Raw genomic sequence first — 20,679 nt, 5'->3', positions numbered from 1 at the left:
GTTTTTTTATTGGTTAAAATTGATGAAATTCGTGTTTAAATTCGAAATCATGCAATTCAGAACCCAAATACCCATTTCAAAAAGTAGTTTGCCAATCGATTATAATTCGAAAATACTTTCTATTGGGTCTTGTTTTGCAGAAAATATGGCTGAGAAATTTGATTATTTTAAATTTCAGAACGAAACCAATCCGTTTGGGATTATTTTTAATCCGGTTTCAATTGAAAAATTATTTAGGAGAATTTCTAAACAAGAATGGTTTGAAGAAAAAGATGTTTTCTTCCATAACGAGCGTTGGCATAGCTTTGAAGTACATTCAGATTTAAGCAATTCTGATCGTCAGGAACTATTAGAAACTCTCAATAAAGCTGTAACAGAAACAAACAAACAACTTAAAGAAGCGACCCATATTATCATTACTTTTGGAACTTCTTGGATTTATAGAAATCTCGAAAAAGATGAAATTGTAGCCAATTGCCATAAAGTGCCTCAAAAACAATTTTCGAAAGAACTATTGTCAGCAGAAACAATTCAGCAAAGCATTCAAAATACAATTGAAGCCATTCAGACTTTAAATCCCAATATCAATTTCATTTTCACAATTTCTCCGGTTCGTCATATCAAGGATGGATTTATAGAAAACCAATTAAGCAAATCGCATTTATTTACAGCGCTTCATCAGGTTTTAAAAACTCATAATTCAAAACTCATAACTCATAATTATTTCCCTTCCTACGAAATCATGATGGACGAACTTCGTGATTATCGTTTTTATAACGAAGATATGTTGCATCCCAATCAGATTGCGATAGATTACATCTGGAAACTTTTCAGCGAAAATTATGTTTCAGAAGAAATTGTTCAAGTAATGAAAGAAGTAGACGAAATCCAAAAAAGTCTTCGTCATCGCAGTTTCAATCCAGAATCAGAACAGCACCAAAAATTTTTAGCTAATCTTCAACAGAAAATGAAAAAAGTTGAAGAAAAATGGCCTCATATTGTATTTTAGTGGTAAAAAAATACTTTTTTGAGTTTTGTTTTAAAAATATTTAAAATAAAAACGAACAATTATTATGTTTTGATTTTAAAATTATGTTTATTTGTAGTAAATACCTTTAAATATGATGAGAAAAATTACTTATTTGCTTTGTATTTCGCTATTTATTTTTACATCTTGTTCAAGCGAAAGCGACACTCCTCAGAATACTGAGACAAGTACAGTGCCCAAAAAACAAATTATTTCTAGACTTGATAGCCCTGTGACTATTGATTTCGTTTTTGATGGAAATAAAATTGTCAGTAGTACCCATTCTGATAATTATGTTGTAAAATATACATATAAAGGAGATTTAATTACAAAGAAAGAGAGCTCAGATTTGACAAATGAGTATAGTTATACTGATGGCAAACTAACAACTTATTTGCGAAAACTAACAGGGCGAGACTATTATGACAAGTATTCTTATACCTATGTTTCTAATGATGTTGTCTCATTTGTAGTCAGCAGAATTACCATTTCAACTGGGGCAGAAGAAGTCATTTCTGCAAAGAACATCTATACATTAAAGGATGGAAATATCATAAAATATGAAACTTCATCATCTGTAACAACATATAAGTATGATAATAAAAATAGTCCGATGAGAAATGTTTTAGGATTTAATAAAATCTTTGAGGAACAGCCGCAAGTTAGTTCATCGGTTAATAATGTAACAAGTTATTCTGTTACTTTATCAAACAATTCTAGTTACACCAATGAGATAACATATACTTATAATGACCATAATTTCCCTACCGAAATTAATTATTACCACGGACAATCAATCGCTTTTACAAATAAATATTCTTATTAGAAAAATATATATAATTAAATAGAAAGTATTAAAGCCAAATAATTTTATTGTTTGGCTTTTTTTATTGGTCTTAATAAATCAGTTGGCAATAAAATTTTAGAATAATTCCTCATAATTATGTAAATTGTTAAGGTTTAAATTTTACATTTTTGTAAGATGTCTAATCCTGCTTTTTTCAGAAGCAATTTTAATCTTAACGATTTTATTGACGTATGAATAAGAAACCAGTTTATTTTCTTAAAAAAACACTTCGTATCTTAATGTGGTGCGTGGTTTCTGTAGTTGCATTTTTATTAGTTCTCATAATCTTAATTCAGGTTCCGTCAGTTCAAAATTTCGTTAAGAACAAAGCGATTACTTATCTTGAAGGTAAGATTAAAACTAAAGTTTCTTTAGATAAAATTCTAATTAAATTTCCCAAAGATGTAGTTCTGGAAGGTTTTTATTTTGAAGATCAAAAAAAAGATACTTTGCTGGCTGGTAAAAGATTAGAGGTTGATGTCGACCTTTTTAAATTGGTAAGCAGTGAACTCGAAATCAATTCGGTTTCATTAGAAAATGTCAAAGCCAATATTTCCAGAAACAAAGACGGCGTTTTCAATTTTGATTATATCATAAAAGCATTTGAATCAAAAGAACCAAAAGTAGAAGATCCCGATGCTAAACCGTTTAAAATTTCGGTTGTTAAAGTAAATCTCGATCAGGTTAAATTTAATTTTAAAGATAATTTTTCGAAGAATGATATCAAAGTAAACTTGACGCATTTTGATACTAAATTTAAAAAGTTTGATTTGGATCAAATGGATTTTAATATTCCAAATATCAATTTGAATGGATTGAAAGTGGTTTTAGATCAAGATGTTGTCGAGAAAATTGCTGAAGTTTCTGTTAAAACCGTTGACACTGTTTCAAAACGTCCAGATTTTAAACTGAAACTAGATAAAATAGCTTTGTCTAAAATCGATGTTTTATACGGTAATAAAGATTCCAAATTAAATTCGGGCATCAGTTTAGGAAATTTAAATTTAGTAGTAAATGAGATTAATATTAATAAACGGTTTTTGGATTTTAATACTTTTGAAGTTAAAAATCTTAAAGGAAATTTGCGTCTTGGTGTAAAAGATAAGCAGATTCAAGCTCCTGACTTAGATACAACAGCCATAAAACAAGCAGGTTGGAAAGTAAAACTCAACGAAACCAATCTAGAAAATATCGCTTTCAAATTTGACGATATGCAGTCAAAACCCAAAACAAAAGGAATTGATTATGCACACTTGGATTTGGATAAATTCAATTTTAAAGCAGAGAAATTATACTATGGAAATGATACAATTTCAGGAAATATTAAAACGTTAACCATAAACGAAAAAAGCGGTTTGCAGATTCAGTCTTTCAAAACCGATTTCTTTTACGGATCGAAAAATGCTTCTTTAGAAAATCTGTATTTAAAAACACCGCAGACTCTCGTTCAGGATAAAGTTAAAGCGCAATATAAATCACTTGAATCACTTCAGAAAGATTTAGGAAATCTTGCCCTTGATGCCAATTTAAAACAGTCTAAAATTGGTTTTAAAGATATTTTACTGTTTGTTCCCGATCTTCAAAATACAAATCCGTTTAAAAGCAATCCGAATGCGATTTTGTACGTGGATAGCCGTGTGAGCGGAAAAGTAAAAGATTTGAATATTTCCAAATTCGAAATGAGCGGTATCGGAACGACAAAAGTTTCCCTTTCGGGGAAAATAGCCGGACTGCCAGATGCTGAAAAAGCCTATTACGATTTGAACATTAAAAAGATGTCAAGCACAGCAAAAGACATTAATATGTTTGTGCCGGCTGGAACAATTCCGAAGAATATTCAGTTGCCATCTCAATTAAGTTTGCAAGGGAAATTTAAAGGCTCTGTTCAGAATTTCAAAACCAATCTGGCTTTAAATAGCAGTTTCGGAAATGCAAAAGTTGATGCTTTATTTGATCAGCGCATTAAGAAAAGAGAGAAATACGATGCTACAGTTTCGTTAAATGAGTTTGATTTGGGGCGATTAATCAAAAACGATTCCATCGGGAAAATTACGCTTAACGCGAAAGTAAAAGGAAACGGTTTAGACCCGAAAACGGCAAATGCCGTAATTGATGGAATTGTTAAGAAAGCAGTTTTTAACAGATATACGTATAAAGATCTAACGCTGAAAGGAAACATCGAAAACGGATCTTTTGCAGTAAAATCTGGAATGGAAGATCCAAATCTGAATTTTAATTTAACCGCAAGCGGAGATACAAAAGACAAATATCCAACCGTAAAATTGAAATTAAATCTCGATATAGCCGATTTAGAAAAATTGAATCTTCATGCCGGCCCAATGAAACTTCGCGGAAATGTAGATGCTGATATTGCCAACAGCAATCCAGATTTCTTGAACGGAAAAGTGTTTTTATCCAACATTCAGATTTTACAGGACAAAGAACCAATTGTTTTAGATTCTATCCGCGTTTTTGCGTTTGCAGATAAAGACAGTAATTCGATTAAAATTTCGTCTCAATTTTTAAAAGCTGAAGTGACTGGAAAATACAAATTGACGACTTTGGCAAATTCGCTTCAGAAATCATTGTCTAAATACATTAATCTTCAAAATCCAAAAGTCAACGCTGAATCAGACGAACAAAGATTGTCCTTTACTTTGAAAGTAGATAATGATCCTGTGCTTTTGAAATTATTGCCAAAACTCACAGCTTTAGAGCCTTTTACCATAAACGGAAAATATAACAGTCAAGCCGATTCTTTGGAAGTAAAAGGAACGATTCCGCGAATTGTGTATGGCGGAAACACTATTTCGGACGGAAGAATAAATATCGAAACTAAAGAAAATGCGCTGGAATATTTAGTTTCTGTGGCGACTATAGAAAGCGGCTCGCTTAAAATTCCGTTTACGAGTTTGTCAGGAAAAGTAGAAAATAATGAACTGACGTATGCCTTAGAAGTCAAAGATGCCAAAGAAAAACAGCAGTATTTTATTGCTGGAAACCTGAAACACGAAGACTCCAAAAACATTTTTAAAATCGATGCCGACAGCTTTGTTTTAAATTATGATAAATGGACAGTCGATCCCGAAAACGCAATTGAATTTGGAGACAAGAGACTTTATATCAATAAGTTTTATTTGAATAAGGAAGGTGACCAATTGAAGATTCAATCTCAGGGAACACAAAATAATGCGCCATTGCAAGTTGATTTTGTGAACTTCAAAATGGGAACCATTATGAATATGGTCTCGAAAGATGAATCGATGATTCAAGGTTTAATAAATGGAAATGCATTGGTCGAAAATGTAATGACTAAACCAACTTTTACATCCGATTTAAGAATAGATGATTTTACTTTTAAAGGAGAAAAAGTCGGCGATTTAGAAATAAAAGTTGATAATAAAACCGAAGATACCCTTGTTGCAAATGTCGTTTTAAGTGATGAAGGCAATGACGTAAAACTTACTGGAGAATATAAAATTGCAGAAGGCAGTTTTGATTTAGATATGGCAATTAATAAGCTGTACATCAAAAGTATTCAAGGTTTCAGTATGGGCAATATTACCGAAGGGAAAGGTTTTTTGTCTGGAAATTTTAAAGTTACAGGAAATACTTCGGCACCAAAAGTGAATGGAGAATTGAACTTTAATGATGCCGGTTTCAGAGTGACACAGCTTAATTCCTATTTTAAAACGGGACAAGAAAAAATCACTTTCAATGAAGGAGTAATTTCGTTTGATAAGTTTTCTCTTTTAGATGAAAATGATAATGAACTGTTCGTGAATGGAACTATTCAATCCCCAGATTTTGTTAAATACAATTTTAATCTGCTTGTTGAAGCTGACGATTTTAGAGCGATTCATTCTAAAGCTGTTGATAATGATTTGTTCTACGGAGATTTATTTTTGGATACTAAATTGAATATTAAAGGAAGTTTAGAAAGTCCGGTTGTAGATGGAACTTTAAAAATAAATAAAGAAACCAAGTTTACGGTCGTAATGCCACAGTCAGACCCTTCAATTGCGGATCGTGAAGGAATTGTGGAGTTTGTGGATGAAGATAATATGTATCTCAAACAAACAGTTGATCTTCAGAATAAATTAGATCAATCCGAATTAAAAGGAATGGACGTTAACGTTGCCATTACGATCGACAAAGAAGCAGAATTGACTTTACTGATTGATAAGTCAAACGGAGATTATCTGAACTTAAAAGGAGAAGCTGAATTGGTTGGAGGAATCGACCAGTCTGGAAAAACAACTCTGACTGGGAAATATGAGTTTTCGGATGGTGCTTATCAAATGAATTTTAACGGAATTAAAAGAAAATTCGATATCCAGAAAGGCAGTTTTATTACTTGGAATGGTGAACCGACAATGGCAAATGTAAACATTACAGCAATTTACAATGTAAATGCAGCTCCAATTGATCTACTTGGAAATCAGTTGGCGGGAATGGAACAAGCTGTTCAAAATACGTATAAACAGAAGCTTCCTTTTCAGACTTTATTGAAAATGAATGGCGAATTGATGAAGCCGGAAATTTCATTTGGAATTGTATTGCCAGATGGAAATTATAATGTTTCTACAGATGTTGTTACAACAACGCAAAGTAAATTAAAACAATTAGAACAAGATCCTGCAGAATTGAATAAACAAGTTTTTGCCCTTTTATTATTAAACCGTTTTGTGGGCGAAAATCCATTTGCTAGCCAAAGCGGTGGTATAAGTGCCGAAACAATGGCAAGGCAAAGTGTGAGCAAAATACTTTCTCAGCAACTAAATAATTTGGCAGGAGAATTAATTACAGGTTTTGAAGTCAATTTTGATTTAGAATCGTCTGAAGATTACACTTCCGGAACCATGCAAAATAGAACTGATTTAAATGTAGAAGTTTCTAAAAAACTGTTGGATGACAGACTAAAAGTAACCGTTGGAAGCAGTTTTGGAGTGGAAGGCGCGGAAAGAGCCAATGAAGAAAGTACCAATATTGCCGGAGATGTCGCTTTGGATTATCAATTAACGAAAGACGGCCGTTATATGGTTCGTGCCTACAGAAAAAATCAATATCAAGTGGCAGTAGAAGGACAGGTGATAGAAACGGGTGTTGCTTTTATTATCACGATGAGTTACAATAAATTCAGAGAACTTTTCCATCGAACCGAAAAAGAAAAAGAACTGATAAGAGAAGAAAAGCTTCGAAAAGAAAAAGAAAAACAGAAAAAGAAGGAAGATAAAGAGAAGGAGGAATTGCAGGAAAATCAAATTGAAGGAAATGAACAAAAAACGTAATCATATAAATAGTCATTTTGCAAAGTATTTTGTACTGATATCCCTGTTTTTTGTTTTTGGATGCAGTAATACAAAATATCTTCCAGAAGGCGATTTGTTGTACACAGGCGGCTCGGTAAAAGTGAAAGATTCTATTATGAAAAAGAAAGATAGAAAAGCACTCGAAACGGAGTTGGAAGGACTTCTTCGCCCAAAACCGAATAAAACGTTTTTAGGATTACGCCCGAAATTATGGTTTTATAATATTGCTGGCGAACCTAAAAAACAAAAAGGTTTTAGATATTGGCTTCGAACTAAAGTGGGAGAAGAGCCAGTGCTTTTCAGCAAAGTAGATTTAGATTATAACGCTTCAGTTTTACGAAATTTTACAGAAAACAGAGGTTATTTTAAAACTCGCGTAAGTGCCGATTCTACCGTAAGTAATAAAAGAGTTACGGCAGAATATACCGTTGTTCCCAAAAAGCAATATATTATTAAAAGCGTCACATTTCCAGATGATTCTTTAAAAATGTCAAAAATAATTGCCAGATCAAGCCGACGCAGTTTATTGAAAGTGGGAAAACCTTATGATTTGGATGTTATAAAAGCAGAACGAGAACGTATCGATGCCAGGTTGAAAGAAAAAGGATATTACTATTTCAGTCCCGATTATCTTCTGGCAAAAGTAGACAGCAGTAAGGGCGATCACGAAGTAAAAATAAGATTGGTTATTAAAGATGAAACGCCTGCAAAAGCTTTAAGAGCATATAAAATAAATAACATTTTTGTTTATCCGAATTATTCTCTGGCCAACGATAGTATGGTTTATAGAAAAAAGAATATCACACAGTACAAAGATTTTACGATTATTGATACTGCAGAGACTTTTAAACCGAGAGTCTATGACAGAACAATCTATTTTAAAAAAGGGGATTTATACAACCGAACAGATCATAATTTGACTCTGAACCGTTTTGTAAATCTAGGAACTTTCAGTTTTGTTAAAAATGAATTTAAGCCTTCAGACAGTATTGATAATGCTTTAGATTCCTATTATTACTTAACTCTTTTACCTAAAAAGTTTATTCGTGTCGAAGTTATCGGGAAAACCAATTCAGCAAGTTACACTGGTACAGAATTGAATTTGAACTGGAATAATAGAAACTTTTTGGGTGGTGCAGAATTGTTTACCGCCTCGATTTTTGGAGGAGCCGATTTTCAATTAGGCGGAGTCAACAAGGGGAAAAATATTTATAAATTAGGTGGAGAAGTTAGTTTAACTTGGCCGAGATTTATAACTCCTTTTCATATTGAAGGAAACAGCGAATATGTGCCAAGAACCAAGGCAACAATTCGTTATGAATACCAAAAACGTACACAATTGTATGCGCTGAATTCTTTCAATACCTCTTTTGGTTATTTATGGAAAGAAAATATTCGAAAAGAGCATCAATTGAATGTTATAGATGTGACATATGTAAGTCCAAATCATGTAACGCCAGAATATTTAGAAGATATAAAAGATGATCCAGCATTAGGAAAAGTAATTGAGAAACAGTTAATTTTTGGGCCAACTTACAATTATACCTACACTAACACGATGCAGAAACGCCGAAAAAACACTATTTATTTTAATGGCGAATTAGATTTGGCAGGAAATATTACAGGTTTGGTTACAGGTGCAGATTATCCCAATAAAGTTAAAACGATATTTGATGTTCCGTTTAGTCAATATGTAAAAATCAGAACTGATTTCAGGCATTATTTAAAACTAGGAAAAGAAAGTGAACTCGCAAGCAGATTGATCGTTGGAGCTGGATTTGCCTACGGAAATTCGAATACACTTCCCGCATCAAAACAATTTGTAGTTGGAGGAACCAATAGTATTCGAGCTTTTAGAGCAAGAACTCTGGGGCCAGGAAGTTATGTGATCCCGCCTCCAACAAATAATAATTATACCCCTGATCAATCAGCCGATTTGAAGTTGGAATTTAATACCGAATACCGAGCAAAACTATTTAGCATTGTGAAAGGAGCGGTGTTTTTAGATGCGGGAAATATTTGGCTTTTGCATGCCGATCCGGACAAACCTGGAGCAGAAATTTCAAAAGACTTTATGAAAGAAATTGCTGTTGGCGCTGGAGTAGGTTTACGTTTTGATGTATCGTTTTTTGTTTTAAGAACAGACTTGGCAATTCCGCTCAGAAATCCTGCTTTGCCAGACGGACAAAGATGGTTAATTGATGATGTTAATTTCGGAAGCAGTTCTTGGAGAAAAGACAATCTAATTCTGAATATCGCTATCGGTTATCCGTTCTAATTTTTTAGCCACGAATTCACGAATTATTATAATCTATGTATTGCTTATAATTGAATTAAACGGATTTTTTAATTTGTGAAATTGGAAAAAATAATAGACAAAAAATTAGAGAAAATTCGTGAATTCGTGGCAGGGAAAAAGAATAAAAAGAAGTAAATTGGTCTAAAATATTTTAGAGGAATGCAAAACTTGATTAAAAGAATTATAGGTGTTGGAGTTATTGTTTTAATAATTGTTCTGGGGTTTAAATATTGCCAGTTCAAAAAAGACGACGATTCTGATATTCAATATAACACCAATTTAATTCAGCAGCAGATTCTTAATGTTGGTAAATTGGTTGTAACCGAAGGACATTTTTCAGAGGTCATTACCTATAAAAACCAGCAGAAGTATTTGATGGACATGATTTCTTTTGAGAAAAAAGCATTAATTGTGGTCAATGCCAACGTAACGGTGGCTTATGATCTTCATCAAATGAAATATGATATTGATGAAAAAAATAAAACCATCACGATTTTAAATATTCCGAAAGAGGAAATTACCATAAACCCAGATATTCAGTTTTACGATGTTGAACAAAGCAAACTGAATCCGTTTACGGGAGATGATTACAATAAAATCAATAAATCGGTAAAAGCGAATCTGGCTAAGAAAATCGAAAAATCTACCCTTAAAACAAACGCTCAAAACAGACTAATAAGCGAATTGTCTAAGATTTTAATCATGACCAATTCGATGGGCTGGAAACTGCAATATAACGGAAAAACTATTGAGTCTGAAACTGAATTAAGTCAGGATTTGGGATCAAAGCTATAAAAGAATCTCGCAAAGACGCAGAGTCGAAAAGTAAACTTAAAAAAGTAAAAAACTTTGCGTCTTAGTGCCTTTGTGGCAAATTATCAAAAATCAAATCCAAACCGCCAGAAATTAAATGTGCAATTTCAGGACGTTTTACTTTCAATTGATCTAAATGAACTAGAACTTCCTGTAAAAGCTGTTTTTCATCAGAATCATTCAAAAGTTCAGCAATTTCGACAGATAATAGCCAGTCGTTTGAATGATTATTTTTAAGTTTTTCAAAAACGTTTTTCAGTTCTGTTTTAGAAGATTTATTAGTTCTTATTTCGCGAACAGTGGCATATAAATGCTCTAAGTCATCGCGTTCATCTGTATGTTTTGCTTTGATGGTTTTAGTTGACGGAACAATATTAATTAGATCAAAACTATTCACATCGGCAGGTCCAGAGAAAGCAGAAATTACTTTTTTACCAATGGCCATATCATAATTACCCCATTCAGGCTGGAACAAAACAGTTTCTCCATGTGTAACGGTACAATTTCTAAAACTGATTAAAATAATTTCTCCGTGAAGGTTACGTGAACCCGTAATAATTTCACCTTCAACAATAATATTGCCTTCGAATTCTAGTTTTATTTTTTCACCTTCAATAATATTATAAGCCTGTAAATCCTTCGGACTCATATCTTCAATTGCAAGATTAAAACCTTTCAATTTCCCAATCGGACTTCCAAATCCGTGTGGATGCGTTAAAGTTCCGTGGCCAACTAATTCTTTTTCACGATAAGCCAAAGCCGTTTTTCCTGTTGTTTGGATGTAAACTGGTTTGCCTTCTTCTTCAATGACATTGGTAAAAACTCCTGAAATCTGTAAACCCGTACTCAATTCAATAGTTCCTAAAGCATTTGAATGAATCAGTTTTTGAATTCCAGAAAGTCCTCCGGTTCGTAAAGCCATTTTGTTGGCAAATTCTTCTAAGATCAAACTTAAATGAGAAAAAGTTGGTGTTACGTAAAGTTGAGGCTGTAATTGTGTAATATCAAAATTCTGATTCGCAGCTGAAATATCATAAGGGATTTTCTTCACATTATCTGTCATACAATGCGCGCTTTCACCAATAGAAGAAAGCAATCCAGCGCCATATATTTTCGGATTTTCAACTGTTCCAATTAATCCATACTCTACGGTCCACCAGTGCAGGTTTCTAATTTGAGCCATTTCAGACAATTCGCCCATATCATTTTGTAAATCGGCAACCGCTTTTTCTGCTTCGTCGATTTTTTCTTGTGGCGTATCTTCAGCTTCTTTTAAAATAGAAAGCAGACGAATCGCTTCATACATTTGGTAATCTTTGTGAGAAGAAATCGCTTTACAGCCAATTTCTCCAAAACGTCTCAAGTATTCGGCATATTCAGGATTGGCAATAATAGGAGCGTGGCCAGCGCCTTCGTGAATAATATCTGGAGCAGGAGTATATTCAATATGTTCCAATTGTCTGATATCAGATGCAATAACTAGAACATTATAAGCCTGAAACTCCATAAAAGCATTTGGCGGAATAAATCCGTCAACGGCAACCGCAGCCCAGCCAATTTCGCTAAGAATTCGGTTCATACCGTACATGCTCGGAATAGAATCTATTTCGATTCCCGTTTTGCGTAAACCTTCCAAATAAGAATCGTGCGCAACTTTAGAAAGATAATCTACATTTTTGCGCATCACATATCGCCAAACCGCCTGATTGATAGGAGTGTAATCGCTATAATCTTGAGGTTTAATAAATTGCTGTAAATGTTTAGGCAATCGCTCTAATAACGGATTGGTTTCAATATTTGGATTCATTTCGAAAACGTTGTAGATTAAAATGTAAAATTACGAATTTACGACTCGATTTTTTATCATCCATCACAAAATTTTTATTCGAAATTGATTTTTATTGCATTTTTGTAGATTTTAAAGAGCTTGAAGAAAATCAAATTTTAGCAGTCATTATTTTCATAATTTACTTTTTCCATTGTCTTTTCGAAATTTTCCGATTCTTTTTTAGTCATGGCAGCTTCTTTTAGCTCAACTTTCAATTGTTTTTTAGTATCAGGACTAATCCACAAACCAGTAAAGGAGTTTCCGTTTTTCTGCAAAATTAAAACACCGCTAAAGCCCTGTTCTACCATAATAAATTCGTTTTCTTTCTTTTTGCCTTGAGTGATATTCAGCTGAATCCATTTGTTAGATTTATTATAGCGATACATAGAAGTATACATCAAATCTGCTGTGCAAGGATTTTCTTCTGTTTTAATGTAAACAGTTATAGGAGTTTTTCCGTCAACTGTTCCTTTGTATAAATTAGAAGCTGAAGTTTGGGATTGTGCTGATAATTGATTTAAAAATGAGAAACAGATTGCAATAAAAAAAAATATTTTTTTCATAAATAAAAGAATATAGATTTGGGTTTAATTCATTTATTCAAATATAGAGTTCTACTTTTATTTGAAAGAAATTTTTTAAGATTTTTTTATTGCATTCCTCATTTCATTTTCTGCATTTCTGAAATACTCAATTTTATGGCTGAACATAAAAGCCATATTAGTAGCTCGCATTTTAGCTTCTTCTGTTATTGGTCCTGCAAATTGCGAATCAATTGTTGAATTAAAAATAGCAATCCAACGGTCAAAGTGTGTTTTGTCGACGGGTAATTGTTTGTGCGGAGGAAAAGGTGTTCCAGAATAAGCGCGAACATCAAATAAAATGGTTTGCCAGAAATTATACATTTTTTGCAGATGAGGTTCCCAGCGATCTTGTAGTTTGTCATTAAATATTGGCCCAATTAAATCGTCTTTTCTGACATTTGCATAAAAGCTGTTAACCATTTGCTGAATATCTTCTATTGTCGAAATATCTTTTAAAGCTGTCATTTTATTGTATTTTAAGTAAACTGCAAAAATACAATATATCTTTCTTTTGCCTTCCTGATAATTGTCATATGCCTTTATTTGCTAGGCAAAATCGCATTTTGTAAGGAATTGTATAGATTTTATATTTTATGATGAGTTATTTTGGTTTTGATAGGTAAGTTTTTTATGATTTTTAATTTTTTAAAATATTGTTTTTCAGAGTTTTGAAAAACAATAAGATGAGTTTTTGTTATATCGATTTTTTTAATTTGATGTGTATTTGTAAAGTTGAAAAATTGATAATATTGTAAAAATAATCATAATATTGTGATGTTTTAATAAAATAAAACTGAATAAATAAGAAAAAACTAATTATCAAACCAAAACCACAAAAGAATGCACAAAACTACTCAAACACCTACAATTCGGGTAAGTAAAGCGTTGAAACTATTATGTTGCGGTACGCTTTTATTCATGAACAGCTTAAATGCTCAGACAGTAACTCCTTGGATAACCTCGGGAGATCAAACTAAATTATTACAGCAGCAGGCAACTGTAAGTTTCGGAACCAATTCAGGAACAAATCCTTCAACTGTAACAGTAAATGCAGGAACTACTTATCAAACTATGGACGGATTCGGTTATACCCTTACCGAAGGAAGTTGCGAAGTCATTTCTGGAATGGCTGCCACTCAGCAAAACCAATTGTTGAATGATTTATACAATCCGACAACGGGATTAAATGCAAGTGTAGTTCGTATTAGTATCGCAGCTTCAGATTTAAGCAGCTCGTCTTACAGTTATAACGAAACTTCGGGCGACACAAACATGAATAATTTCAGCTTGAACGGACCTGATTTGACTTATTTGGTTCCAATCCTTAAAAAAATCTTACTCATTAATCCTAACATCAAAATCTTGGCAACGCCTTGGTCTGCACCAAGATGGATGAAAACCAATGGAGCTTGGGTTGGAGGTTCTCTACAGACGCAATATTATGCAGCGTATGCGAAATACTTCGTAAAATATTTTGATGCTATGAAAGCACAAGGTATTAATATTTGGGGAATTACACCACAAAACGAGCCAGAAAATCCAAACAACGAACCAAGTATGCTGATGAATTCTACAGAACAGAAGAATTTCATTAATCAACAACTTGGACCTCAAATGGCTGCAGCGGGTTACGGAAACATCAAAATCATTGCTTTTGACCACAATTGCGACAATACAGCCTATCCAATTGATGTTTTAAATAACAGTTCTTATGTTGACGGAGCAGCATTTCACTTGTATTTAGGAAACATCTCAGCTATGTCAACGGTAAAAACTCAAACCAATAAAAACGTTTATTTCACAGAACAATACACGGGTTCTGGCGGAAGTTTTAGTGGAGATTTTGGCTGGCATATGCAAAACGTAGTTATTGGTAGTACAAATAACTGGTCTAAAACAGTTTTAGAATGGAATGCTGCAAATAATTCAAGTTTAGGGCCACGCACTCCAGGAGGATGCAGCACTTGTTTAGGTGCTATTACAGTAAATAACAGCACAAGTTATACTAAAAATGTAGCGTATTATATTATTGGTCAGATTTCAAAATTTGTGAAACCGGGTGCTGTGCGAATTGGGGCTTCAAGCACAAACAGCAGTATTCAGTCTGCTGCTTTCAAAAACCCTGACGGGTCAACTGCACTTGTAGTATATAATTCTGGAGGTTCGTCAAATACAATAAAAGTGGTTTCAGGATCTTCGGCATTTAATTATGCAGTTCCAGCTTCGTCGGCTGTTACTTTTACTTGGAGCTCTGGAACACCGCCTCCTACCGAATTTCCTGGATATTATAACATTATTTCAAGAAACAGTAACAAAGGTTTAGATGTGGCTGACAATGCTACTACAAGCGGAAGCAGAATCCAGCAGTATGATATAACAAACGGAGGAGGAAGTAACCAACGTTGGAAATTTGTTCCTGACGGAAGCGGTAATTATTATATTATCGTAAAATCAACTGGAATGTATTTGGCTGTTGAAAACAACGGGACAGCTGATGGATTAAAAGTACAGCAGAAAACGTTCTCATCTTCAAATGAATTCAAATGGACAGTAACAAGTCTTGGCACAGGTTATTATAAAATTATAAACGTAAACAGTAGCAAATCGCTTGACGTTGAAAATGTTTCTACAGCAAATGGCGCTAATATTCAGGTTTGGTCTTATACAGGAGGGTTAAATCAGCAATGGCAGTTGGTGCAGGTTGAATCTTCTACAGCAAAAAGCGCTTTAGCAGCACAAACGACTGTAGTTGAAAATACAAGCTCAAATGATATGACTATTTTTGTGAATGAAACAGATGATTCTTTAAAAATTGATACGAATCATGAAGGAGATGCTGAAGTACAGGTTTTCAATATTACTGGACAGCCAGTTTTAAAGAAGAATGTAAAATTTGTAAAAGGAAATCAAGCAGAAGTAGAAATTTCTCGATTGCCAAAAGGCGTTTACATTGTAAAAGTTAACGATAGTAAAGGTTCGTATTCGAAAAAAATCTTGAAGCAATAATTACATCCACAATTCAATTAGTAATTTGTATTGAATTTGAAAAGGCTGTCATCCCATCTGACAGCCTTTGTTTTTTATTTTATCCAATCAATTGCGTAAACAAATCCTGATTGTCGTTCAGATATTGAAACTCAAAACCATTTTCGGTCATTTTTAATTTGATTGGCATAATATCATTTTTGTTTTTCAATTCTAAACCAACCACAACAGAACCTACTTCACGGCTATTTTTCTTGGCAAACTGGAAATAAGTGATGTCGTCATCTGGACCTAAAATATTGTTGACAAATTCTTTTAAAGCTCCTGGACGTTGCGGAAACTGAATCATAAAATAGTGCATTAAACCTTCGTAAAGTAAAGAGCGTTCTTTTATTTCGGCAGTTCTTTCTATATCATTATTACTTCCGCTTACAATGCAGATCACATTTTTGCCTTTAATTTTATCTTTATAAAAATCCAAAGCAGCAATTGTTAAAGCTCCAGCTGGTTCTACAACCATGGCTTCTTCATTATACAACCTTAAAATCGTGGTGCAGACTTTTCCTTCTGGAACCAGAATAATGTCTTCAAGATTGTAACGGCAGATTTCAAAAGTTTTATCGCCAACTTGTTTTACTGCAGCACCGTCAACAAACTTATCGATTGTTTTTAATGGTGTATTTTTGTTTTCTTCAATAGAAGTTTTCATCGAAGGTGCGCCTTTGGGTTCAACACCGATTATTTTGGTATGGGGACTCAAATGTTTAAAAACCTCTGATAAACCAGAAGCCAGTCCGCCACCGCCAATTGGTACAAAAACATAATCAATAGGATCTTTGAAACTTTCTAAGATTTCCAATCCAACAGTTCCTTGACCAGCGATTACTTTTTCATCATCAAAAGGATGAATGAATGTTTTGTGATTTTTGATAGCATCTGCAGTTGCTGAGGCATAAGCATCATCAAAAGTATCTCCAGTCAAAACAATTTCAACAAACGATTTTCCGAATAGCTGAACTTGTTTTACTTTTTGTTTTGGAGTTGTTTTGGGCATGTAAATTTTACCATGAATCTTTAAAAGATTGCAAGAATAGGCAACTCCTTGAGCGTGATTTCCTGCACTGGCGCATACAATTCCGTTTGCTTTTTCTTTTTCGTTTAACGAAGAAATCTTATTATAAGCGCCTCTAATTTTATAAGAACGAACAATTTGCAAATCTTCTCTTTTTAATAAAATAGTCGATTCAAATTCGTCTGAAAGATTCAAATTTTGCGTTAAAGGCGTTGCGGCAACTACATTTTCAAGATGCTTTTGGGCATTAAGTACTTCTTCAAATAAACTCATGATGTTTTGTTTTTATTTTTTTTTGCCACAGATTAAAAGGATTATAATGATTTTTAATCTGTGTGAATCTGTGAAATCTGTGGCAAAAAAATATTTGTCTTAAACTTTTTTAAAATAAAAAACCTCCCAATTGGGAGGTTTCTATAAATTATATTTTACAAACTTATATAGCACCTCGCCATTATTGCTGAATTGCAATAATGCTAATAATAGCGATAATAATATTGTTAAAGTTTGTCATTTTTTTTACTGATTGAATGGCAAATGTAAATAATTATTTTTTTACTGGCGGATATTGAGCTAAAATTTTGCCTACAAACTCAGCAATTTTTTCATCTTTTTTATCGATGTTTCTTGTCAAAGTTCCAATTCCTTCACCTTGCCAAATCATTTCTTTCTTTTTAGCATCAATTAAATCAATATACAAAGTGCCTTCAGTAGAAGTAGAAACTGTAGTTTGTCCTCCATACATCATGTAAGGATTCCAACCCCAGCCCCAGCCATAACCCCAGCCAGCAGTAAATTGGTTTACATCTACTTGCTCTCTTGACTTAGTAAAGATGTTTACTAACAAATCTGGATTATCGCTTTTTGTAAAGCCTTTAGCTTGCATTTGATCATCAATTGCGCGTAGAATTCTTCTTTTGTCTAAATCTGATATTTCAACCTTGTCAATTCCGGGCTTAAAATAGGCGTATGTTTTATAAGGCGTAAAATCGACAGTTTTGTCATAATCAGAATAAACGGTCACAGTACTGCAAGAAGTAAGTATCAGCAGTAGCAAAAACGGAATTAACTTAAGTGTTTTCATATTTCTAAGAATTAAATGTTCTTGTTTTAAGTTTGTCAGGCTGAGCGGAGTCGAAGCCTTTTCGTTTTTATAAGCCTTCGACTTCGCTCAGGATGACAGTATGGTTATTTTAAAATTTTATACAAACTTTAAAGTAAACTTTCATCAACCAAATTTGGTAGCGTAACTTTTAGTAAAGGCTCAACTTCCATTGCTCTTTTTATAGCAAAAACAGCACCTTCATTTCTTGCCCAGCTTCTTCTTGAAATTCCATTGTTAACATCCCAGAAAAGCATTGACGCTAAACGCTTTGAAGCTTCTGTAGAACCATCAAGAACCATACCAAATCCGCCGTTTATAACCTCTCCCCAGCCAACTCCGCCGCCATTATGTATTGATACCCAGGTTGCTCCTCTAAAGCTGTCTCCAATCACATTATGAATTGCCATATCGGCTGTAAAACGAGAACCATCATAAATATTTGAAGTTTCTCTGTAAGGAGAATCCGTTCCAGAAACGTCGTGGTGATCACGTCCTAAAACCACAGCGCCAATTTCTCCTTTAGCAATCGCTTGATTAAAGGCTTCTGCAATTTTGATTCTTCCTTCAGCATCGGCATATAGAATTCGAGCTTGTGAACCTACAACTAGTTTGTTTTCCTGTGCGCCTTTAATCCATTTGATGTTATCCTGCATTTGCTGCTGAATTTCATTTGGCGCAGTTTCGGCCATTTTTTCTAAAACTTCACAAGCGATTGCATCTGTTTTTAGCAGATCTTCTGGTTTTCCTGAAGTACAAACCCAACGGAAAGGTCCAAAACCGTAGTCGAAACACATTGGCCCCATAATATCCTGAACATAACTCGGATATCTAAAATCAATATTATTTTCGGCCATTACATCAGCTCCAGCACGTGAAGCTTCTAATAAAAAGGCATTTCCATAATCAAAAAAGTAAGTTCCTTTTGCAGTGTGTTTATTGATTGCAGCTGCATGACGACGTAAGGTTTCTTGAACTTTTTCTTTGAATAATTCTGGATTATTAGCCATTAAATCATTTGCTTCTTCAAACGAAATTCCAACTGGATAGTAACCTCCAGCCCACGGATTATGAAGTGAAGTCTGATCTGAACCCAAATCAATTTTGATATTTTCTTGATCAAAACGTTCCCAAACATCCACAACATTTCCTAAATAAGCAATTGAAACTGTTTCTTTGTTGGCTTTTGCCAAAGCAACTCTGGCAACCAATTCATCAGTAGAAGTTACGACTTCGTTAATCCATCCCTGATCGTGACGAATTTTAGTAATTTTCGGATTAACCTCAGCACAAACTGTAATACATCCAGCAATATTTCCTGCTTTTGGCTGAGCGCCAGACATTCCTCCAAGACCAGAAGTTACAAATAAACTTCCTTCTGGATTTTGTTTTATTTTTCTAAAACCATTTAAAACAGTAATCGTAGTTCCGTGTACAATTCCCTGCGGGCCAATATACATATAACTTCCCGCTGTCATTTGTCCGTATTGCGAAACCCCTAAAGCGTTCATTCTTTCCCAATCGTCAGGTTTGGAGTAATTCGGGATTACCATTCCGTTTGTAACCACAACTCTTGGCGCTTCTTTATGCGAAGGGAATAATCCCATTGGGTGCCCAGAATACATCGTTAAAGTTTGCTCATCTGTCATTTCAGACAGATATTGCATTGTCAATAAATATTGCGCCCAGTTTTGGAAAACAGCACCGTTTCCTCCATACGTAATTAATTCATGCGGATGTTGCGCCACAGCATAATCCAAATTGTTCTGAATCATGTGCATAATTGCTTTTGCCTGCAAAGATTTCCCTGGATATTCGTCAATTGGTCTTGCGTACATTCTATAATCTGGACGAAAACGATACATATAAATACGCCCATAAGTTTCTAATTCTTCTGAAAATTCAGGAATTAATTCAGCGTGATGTTTTGGATCGAAATAGCGCAAAGCATTTTTCAACGCTAGCTTTTTCTCTTCTGCTGAAAGAATTTCTTTTCGTTTCGGAGCATGATTAATCGCTGGATCGTATGCTTGTTTTGGAGGTAATATATTTGGTATTCCTTGTTGTATTTGTTCTTTAAAAGTCATTTTTTTAGAGATGCTAAGGTGCTGTCCCCGATAGCTATCGGGACTAAGATGCTAAGGTATTGCGGTTAGATTAACAGCAGATTAATTTTTTGTTTTTTATAAAATTATGTCGCCCCGCTCGGGCTTATATGCGACTGACGGTTAATTGGTTCTATAAATATTTAGGTCCTCTGGAGCTGATATAATAAAGCCTTGAAAAGGCGAAATATTTATAGAAAAACAGTAACCCCAATATAAAAGCTCCAGCGGAGCGAAATATCGACCGACGAAATTGGAATGTAAAATTTGAAATTTATTTTAATTATCCCATTTTCAAATTGACTCATTTTCAAATTGTCACATTTTCTAATTAAAAAAAACTAAGGATAACGGATATCCGACCTATGATAGGACTTGTGGATTTTAATCCTGAATTTTAGTGAATGGATATCCATATTAATATTTTAGATTGTTGATTTTAGATTTTAGAATTATCTAATTGACACATTTTCAAATTATCTAATTCGCTTTTCTTCTTATTTCTCCTGTCCTTTTATCAAATCCGTAAGGGCAATGGCGGCAGCCACTTTTACAGCAGTAACCACGTTTTAAATGATGTTTTTCAGTAAAGCATTTATAACCTTCGGGCGTATAGTAAAAATCTTCGTCTTCGATTAATTTATTTTCATTACTTTGCTCTTTCATAAATCTGCTTCGCGTTCTTTTTCGAATAATTAAAAATCA

13 protein-coding genes are annotated in these 20,679 nt (G+C 33.8%); 6 read left to right on the top strand and 7 right to left on the bottom strand.

The features are described from left to right. The first annotated feature begins 49 nt into the window (after positions 1-49). From NU08_RS06015 to NU08_RS05995, 5 genes are all read left to right on the top strand, one after another. A complete protein-coding gene (locus tag NU08_RS06015) occupies positions 50-1,009 on the top strand; it encodes a GSCFA domain-containing protein (protein ID WP_129746291.1) in 960 nt (319 codons plus the stop codon). 112 nt (positions 1,010-1,121) lie between these two features. Continuing rightward, positions 1,122-1,853 carry a hypothetical protein gene (locus tag NU08_RS06010; RefSeq protein ID WP_129746290.1) on the top strand — a complete coding sequence of 244 codons (732 nt, stop codon included), beginning with the start codon at positions 1,122-1,124 and terminating at the stop codon, positions 1,851-1,853. A 212-nt stretch (positions 1,854-2,065) separates the two neighbouring features. After that, the gene (locus tag NU08_RS06005; protein ID WP_129746289.1) at positions 2,066-7,165 is read left to right on the top strand and encodes a translocation/assembly module TamB domain-containing protein; all 5,100 of its coding nucleotides are present in this window, start codon (positions 2,066-2,068) and stop codon (positions 7,163-7,165) included. Beyond that, complete coding sequence (locus tag NU08_RS06000; RefSeq protein ID WP_129746288.1) at positions 7,149-9,464, top strand: BamA/TamA family outer membrane protein; 2,316 nt, start codon at positions 7,149-7,151, stop codon at positions 9,462-9,464. Before NU08_RS06005 ends, NU08_RS06000 begins: the two co-directional genes overlap by 17 nt. 180 nt (positions 9,465-9,644) lie before the next feature. Further along, a complete protein-coding gene (locus NU08_RS05995; RefSeq protein ID WP_165352416.1) occupies positions 9,645-10,280 on the top strand; it encodes a DUF4230 domain-containing protein in 636 nt (211 codons plus the stop codon). Between the two features lie 61 nt (positions 10,281-10,341). Here the strand turns inward: NU08_RS05995 and NU08_RS05990 are convergent, their stop codons facing one another. The 3 genes from NU08_RS05990 to NU08_RS05980 all read right to left on the bottom strand — a co-directional run bounded on the left by NU08_RS05990 (position 10,342) and on the right by NU08_RS05980 (position 13,175). Further along, entirely contained in the window at positions 10,342-12,105 is a 1,764-nt protein-coding gene (locus tag NU08_RS05990) for an aromatic amino acid hydroxylase (RefSeq protein WP_129746287.1), read from the bottom strand. 137 nt (positions 12,106-12,242) lie between these two features. After that, the gene (locus NU08_RS05985; RefSeq protein WP_129746286.1) at positions 12,243-12,689 is read right to left on the bottom strand and encodes a hypothetical protein; all 447 of its coding nucleotides are present in this window, start codon (positions 12,687-12,689) and stop codon (positions 12,243-12,245) included. Positions 12,690-12,764: 75 nt separating this feature from the next. After that, a complete protein-coding gene (locus NU08_RS05980) occupies positions 12,765-13,175 on the bottom strand; it encodes a group III truncated hemoglobin (RefSeq protein WP_129746285.1) in 411 nt (136 codons plus the stop codon). A gap of 375 nt (positions 13,176-13,550) precedes the next feature. Here NU08_RS05980 and NU08_RS05975 point away from each other — a divergent pair, with 375 nt between their 5' ends. Then, positions 13,551-15,716, top strand: coding sequence for an RICIN domain-containing protein (locus NU08_RS05975; RefSeq protein WP_129746284.1), 2,166 nt, complete (start codon positions 13,551-13,553; stop codon positions 15,714-15,716). 79 nt (positions 15,717-15,795) lie between these two features. Here NU08_RS05975 and ilvA read toward each other — a convergent pair whose 3' ends face one another. The 4 genes from ilvA to NU08_RS05955 form a co-directional block, all read right to left on the bottom strand. After that, complete coding sequence (ilvA, locus tag NU08_RS05970) at positions 15,796-17,040, bottom strand: threonine ammonia-lyase IlvA (RefSeq protein ID WP_129746283.1); 1,245 nt, start codon at positions 17,038-17,040, stop codon at positions 15,796-15,798. Positions 17,041-17,314: 274 nt separating this feature from the next. Beyond that, on the bottom strand, positions 17,315-17,851 hold the full coding sequence (locus NU08_RS05965) for a DUF4136 domain-containing protein (RefSeq protein WP_066032610.1): 537 nt from the start codon (positions 17,849-17,851) through the stop codon (positions 17,315-17,317). A gap of 128 nt (positions 17,852-17,979) precedes the next feature. Next, positions 17,980-19,956 (bottom strand): urocanate hydratase, encoded by a 1,977-nt coding sequence (locus tag NU08_RS05960; protein WP_129746282.1) that lies wholly within the window; start codon positions 19,954-19,956, stop codon positions 17,980-17,982. Positions 19,957-20,454: 498 nt separating this feature from the next. After that, the gene (locus NU08_RS05955; protein ID WP_129746281.1) at positions 20,455-20,640 is read right to left on the bottom strand and encodes a DUF5522 domain-containing protein; all 186 of its coding nucleotides are present in this window, start codon (positions 20,638-20,640) and stop codon (positions 20,455-20,457) included. Positions 20,641-20,679 lie beyond the last annotated feature (39 nt).

This window comes from Flavobacterium anhuiense, assembly GCF_004151235.1.
Taxonomy (GTDB): domain Bacteria; phylum Bacteroidota; class Bacteroidia; order Flavobacteriales; family Flavobacteriaceae; genus Flavobacterium; species Flavobacterium anhuiense_A.
This window is presented reverse-complemented; position numbering and strand designations above follow the sequence as displayed.

Excerpts from the sequence above, each read along its gene's own strand:
- NU08_RS06015 (WP_129746291.1), top strand. The coding sequence starts at position 50 with ATGCAATTCAGAACCCAAATACCCATTTCAAAAAGTAGTTTGCCAATC.
- NU08_RS06010 (WP_129746290.1), top strand. The coding sequence starts at position 1,122 with ATGATGAGAAAAATTACTTATTTGCTTTGTATTTCGCTATTTATTTTT.
- NU08_RS06005 (WP_129746289.1), top strand. The coding sequence starts at position 2,066 with ATGAATAAGAAACCAGTTTATTTTCTTAAAAAAACACTTCGTATCTTA.
- NU08_RS06000 (WP_129746288.1), top strand. The coding sequence starts at position 7,149 with ATGAACAAAAAACGTAATCATATAAATAGTCATTTTGCAAAGTATTTT.
- NU08_RS05995 (WP_165352416.1), top strand. The coding sequence starts at position 9,645 with ATGCAAAACTTGATTAAAAGAATTATAGGTGTTGGAGTTATTGTTTTA.
- NU08_RS05990 (WP_129746287.1), bottom strand. The coding sequence starts at position 12,105 with ATGAATCCAAATATTGAAACCAATCCGTTATTAGAGCGATTGCCTAAA.
- NU08_RS05985 (WP_129746286.1), bottom strand. The coding sequence starts at position 12,689 with ATGAAAAAAATATTTTTTTTTATTGCAATCTGTTTCTCATTTTTAAAT.
- NU08_RS05980 (WP_129746285.1), bottom strand. The coding sequence starts at position 13,175 with ATGACAGCTTTAAAAGATATTTCGACAATAGAAGATATTCAGCAAATG.
- NU08_RS05975 (WP_129746284.1), top strand. The coding sequence starts at position 13,551 with ATGCACAAAACTACTCAAACACCTACAATTCGGGTAAGTAAAGCGTTG.
- ilvA (WP_129746283.1), bottom strand. The coding sequence starts at position 17,040 with ATGAGTTTATTTGAAGAAGTACTTAATGCCCAAAAGCATCTTGAAAAT.
- NU08_RS05965 (WP_066032610.1), bottom strand. The coding sequence starts at position 17,851 with ATGAAAACACTTAAGTTAATTCCGTTTTTGCTACTGCTGATACTTACT.
- NU08_RS05960 (WP_129746282.1), bottom strand. The coding sequence starts at position 19,956 with ATGACTTTTAAAGAACAAATACAACAAGGAATACCAAATATATTACCT.
- NU08_RS05955 (WP_129746281.1), bottom strand. The coding sequence starts at position 20,640 with ATGAAAGAGCAAAGTAATGAAAATAAATTAATCGAAGACGAAGATTTT.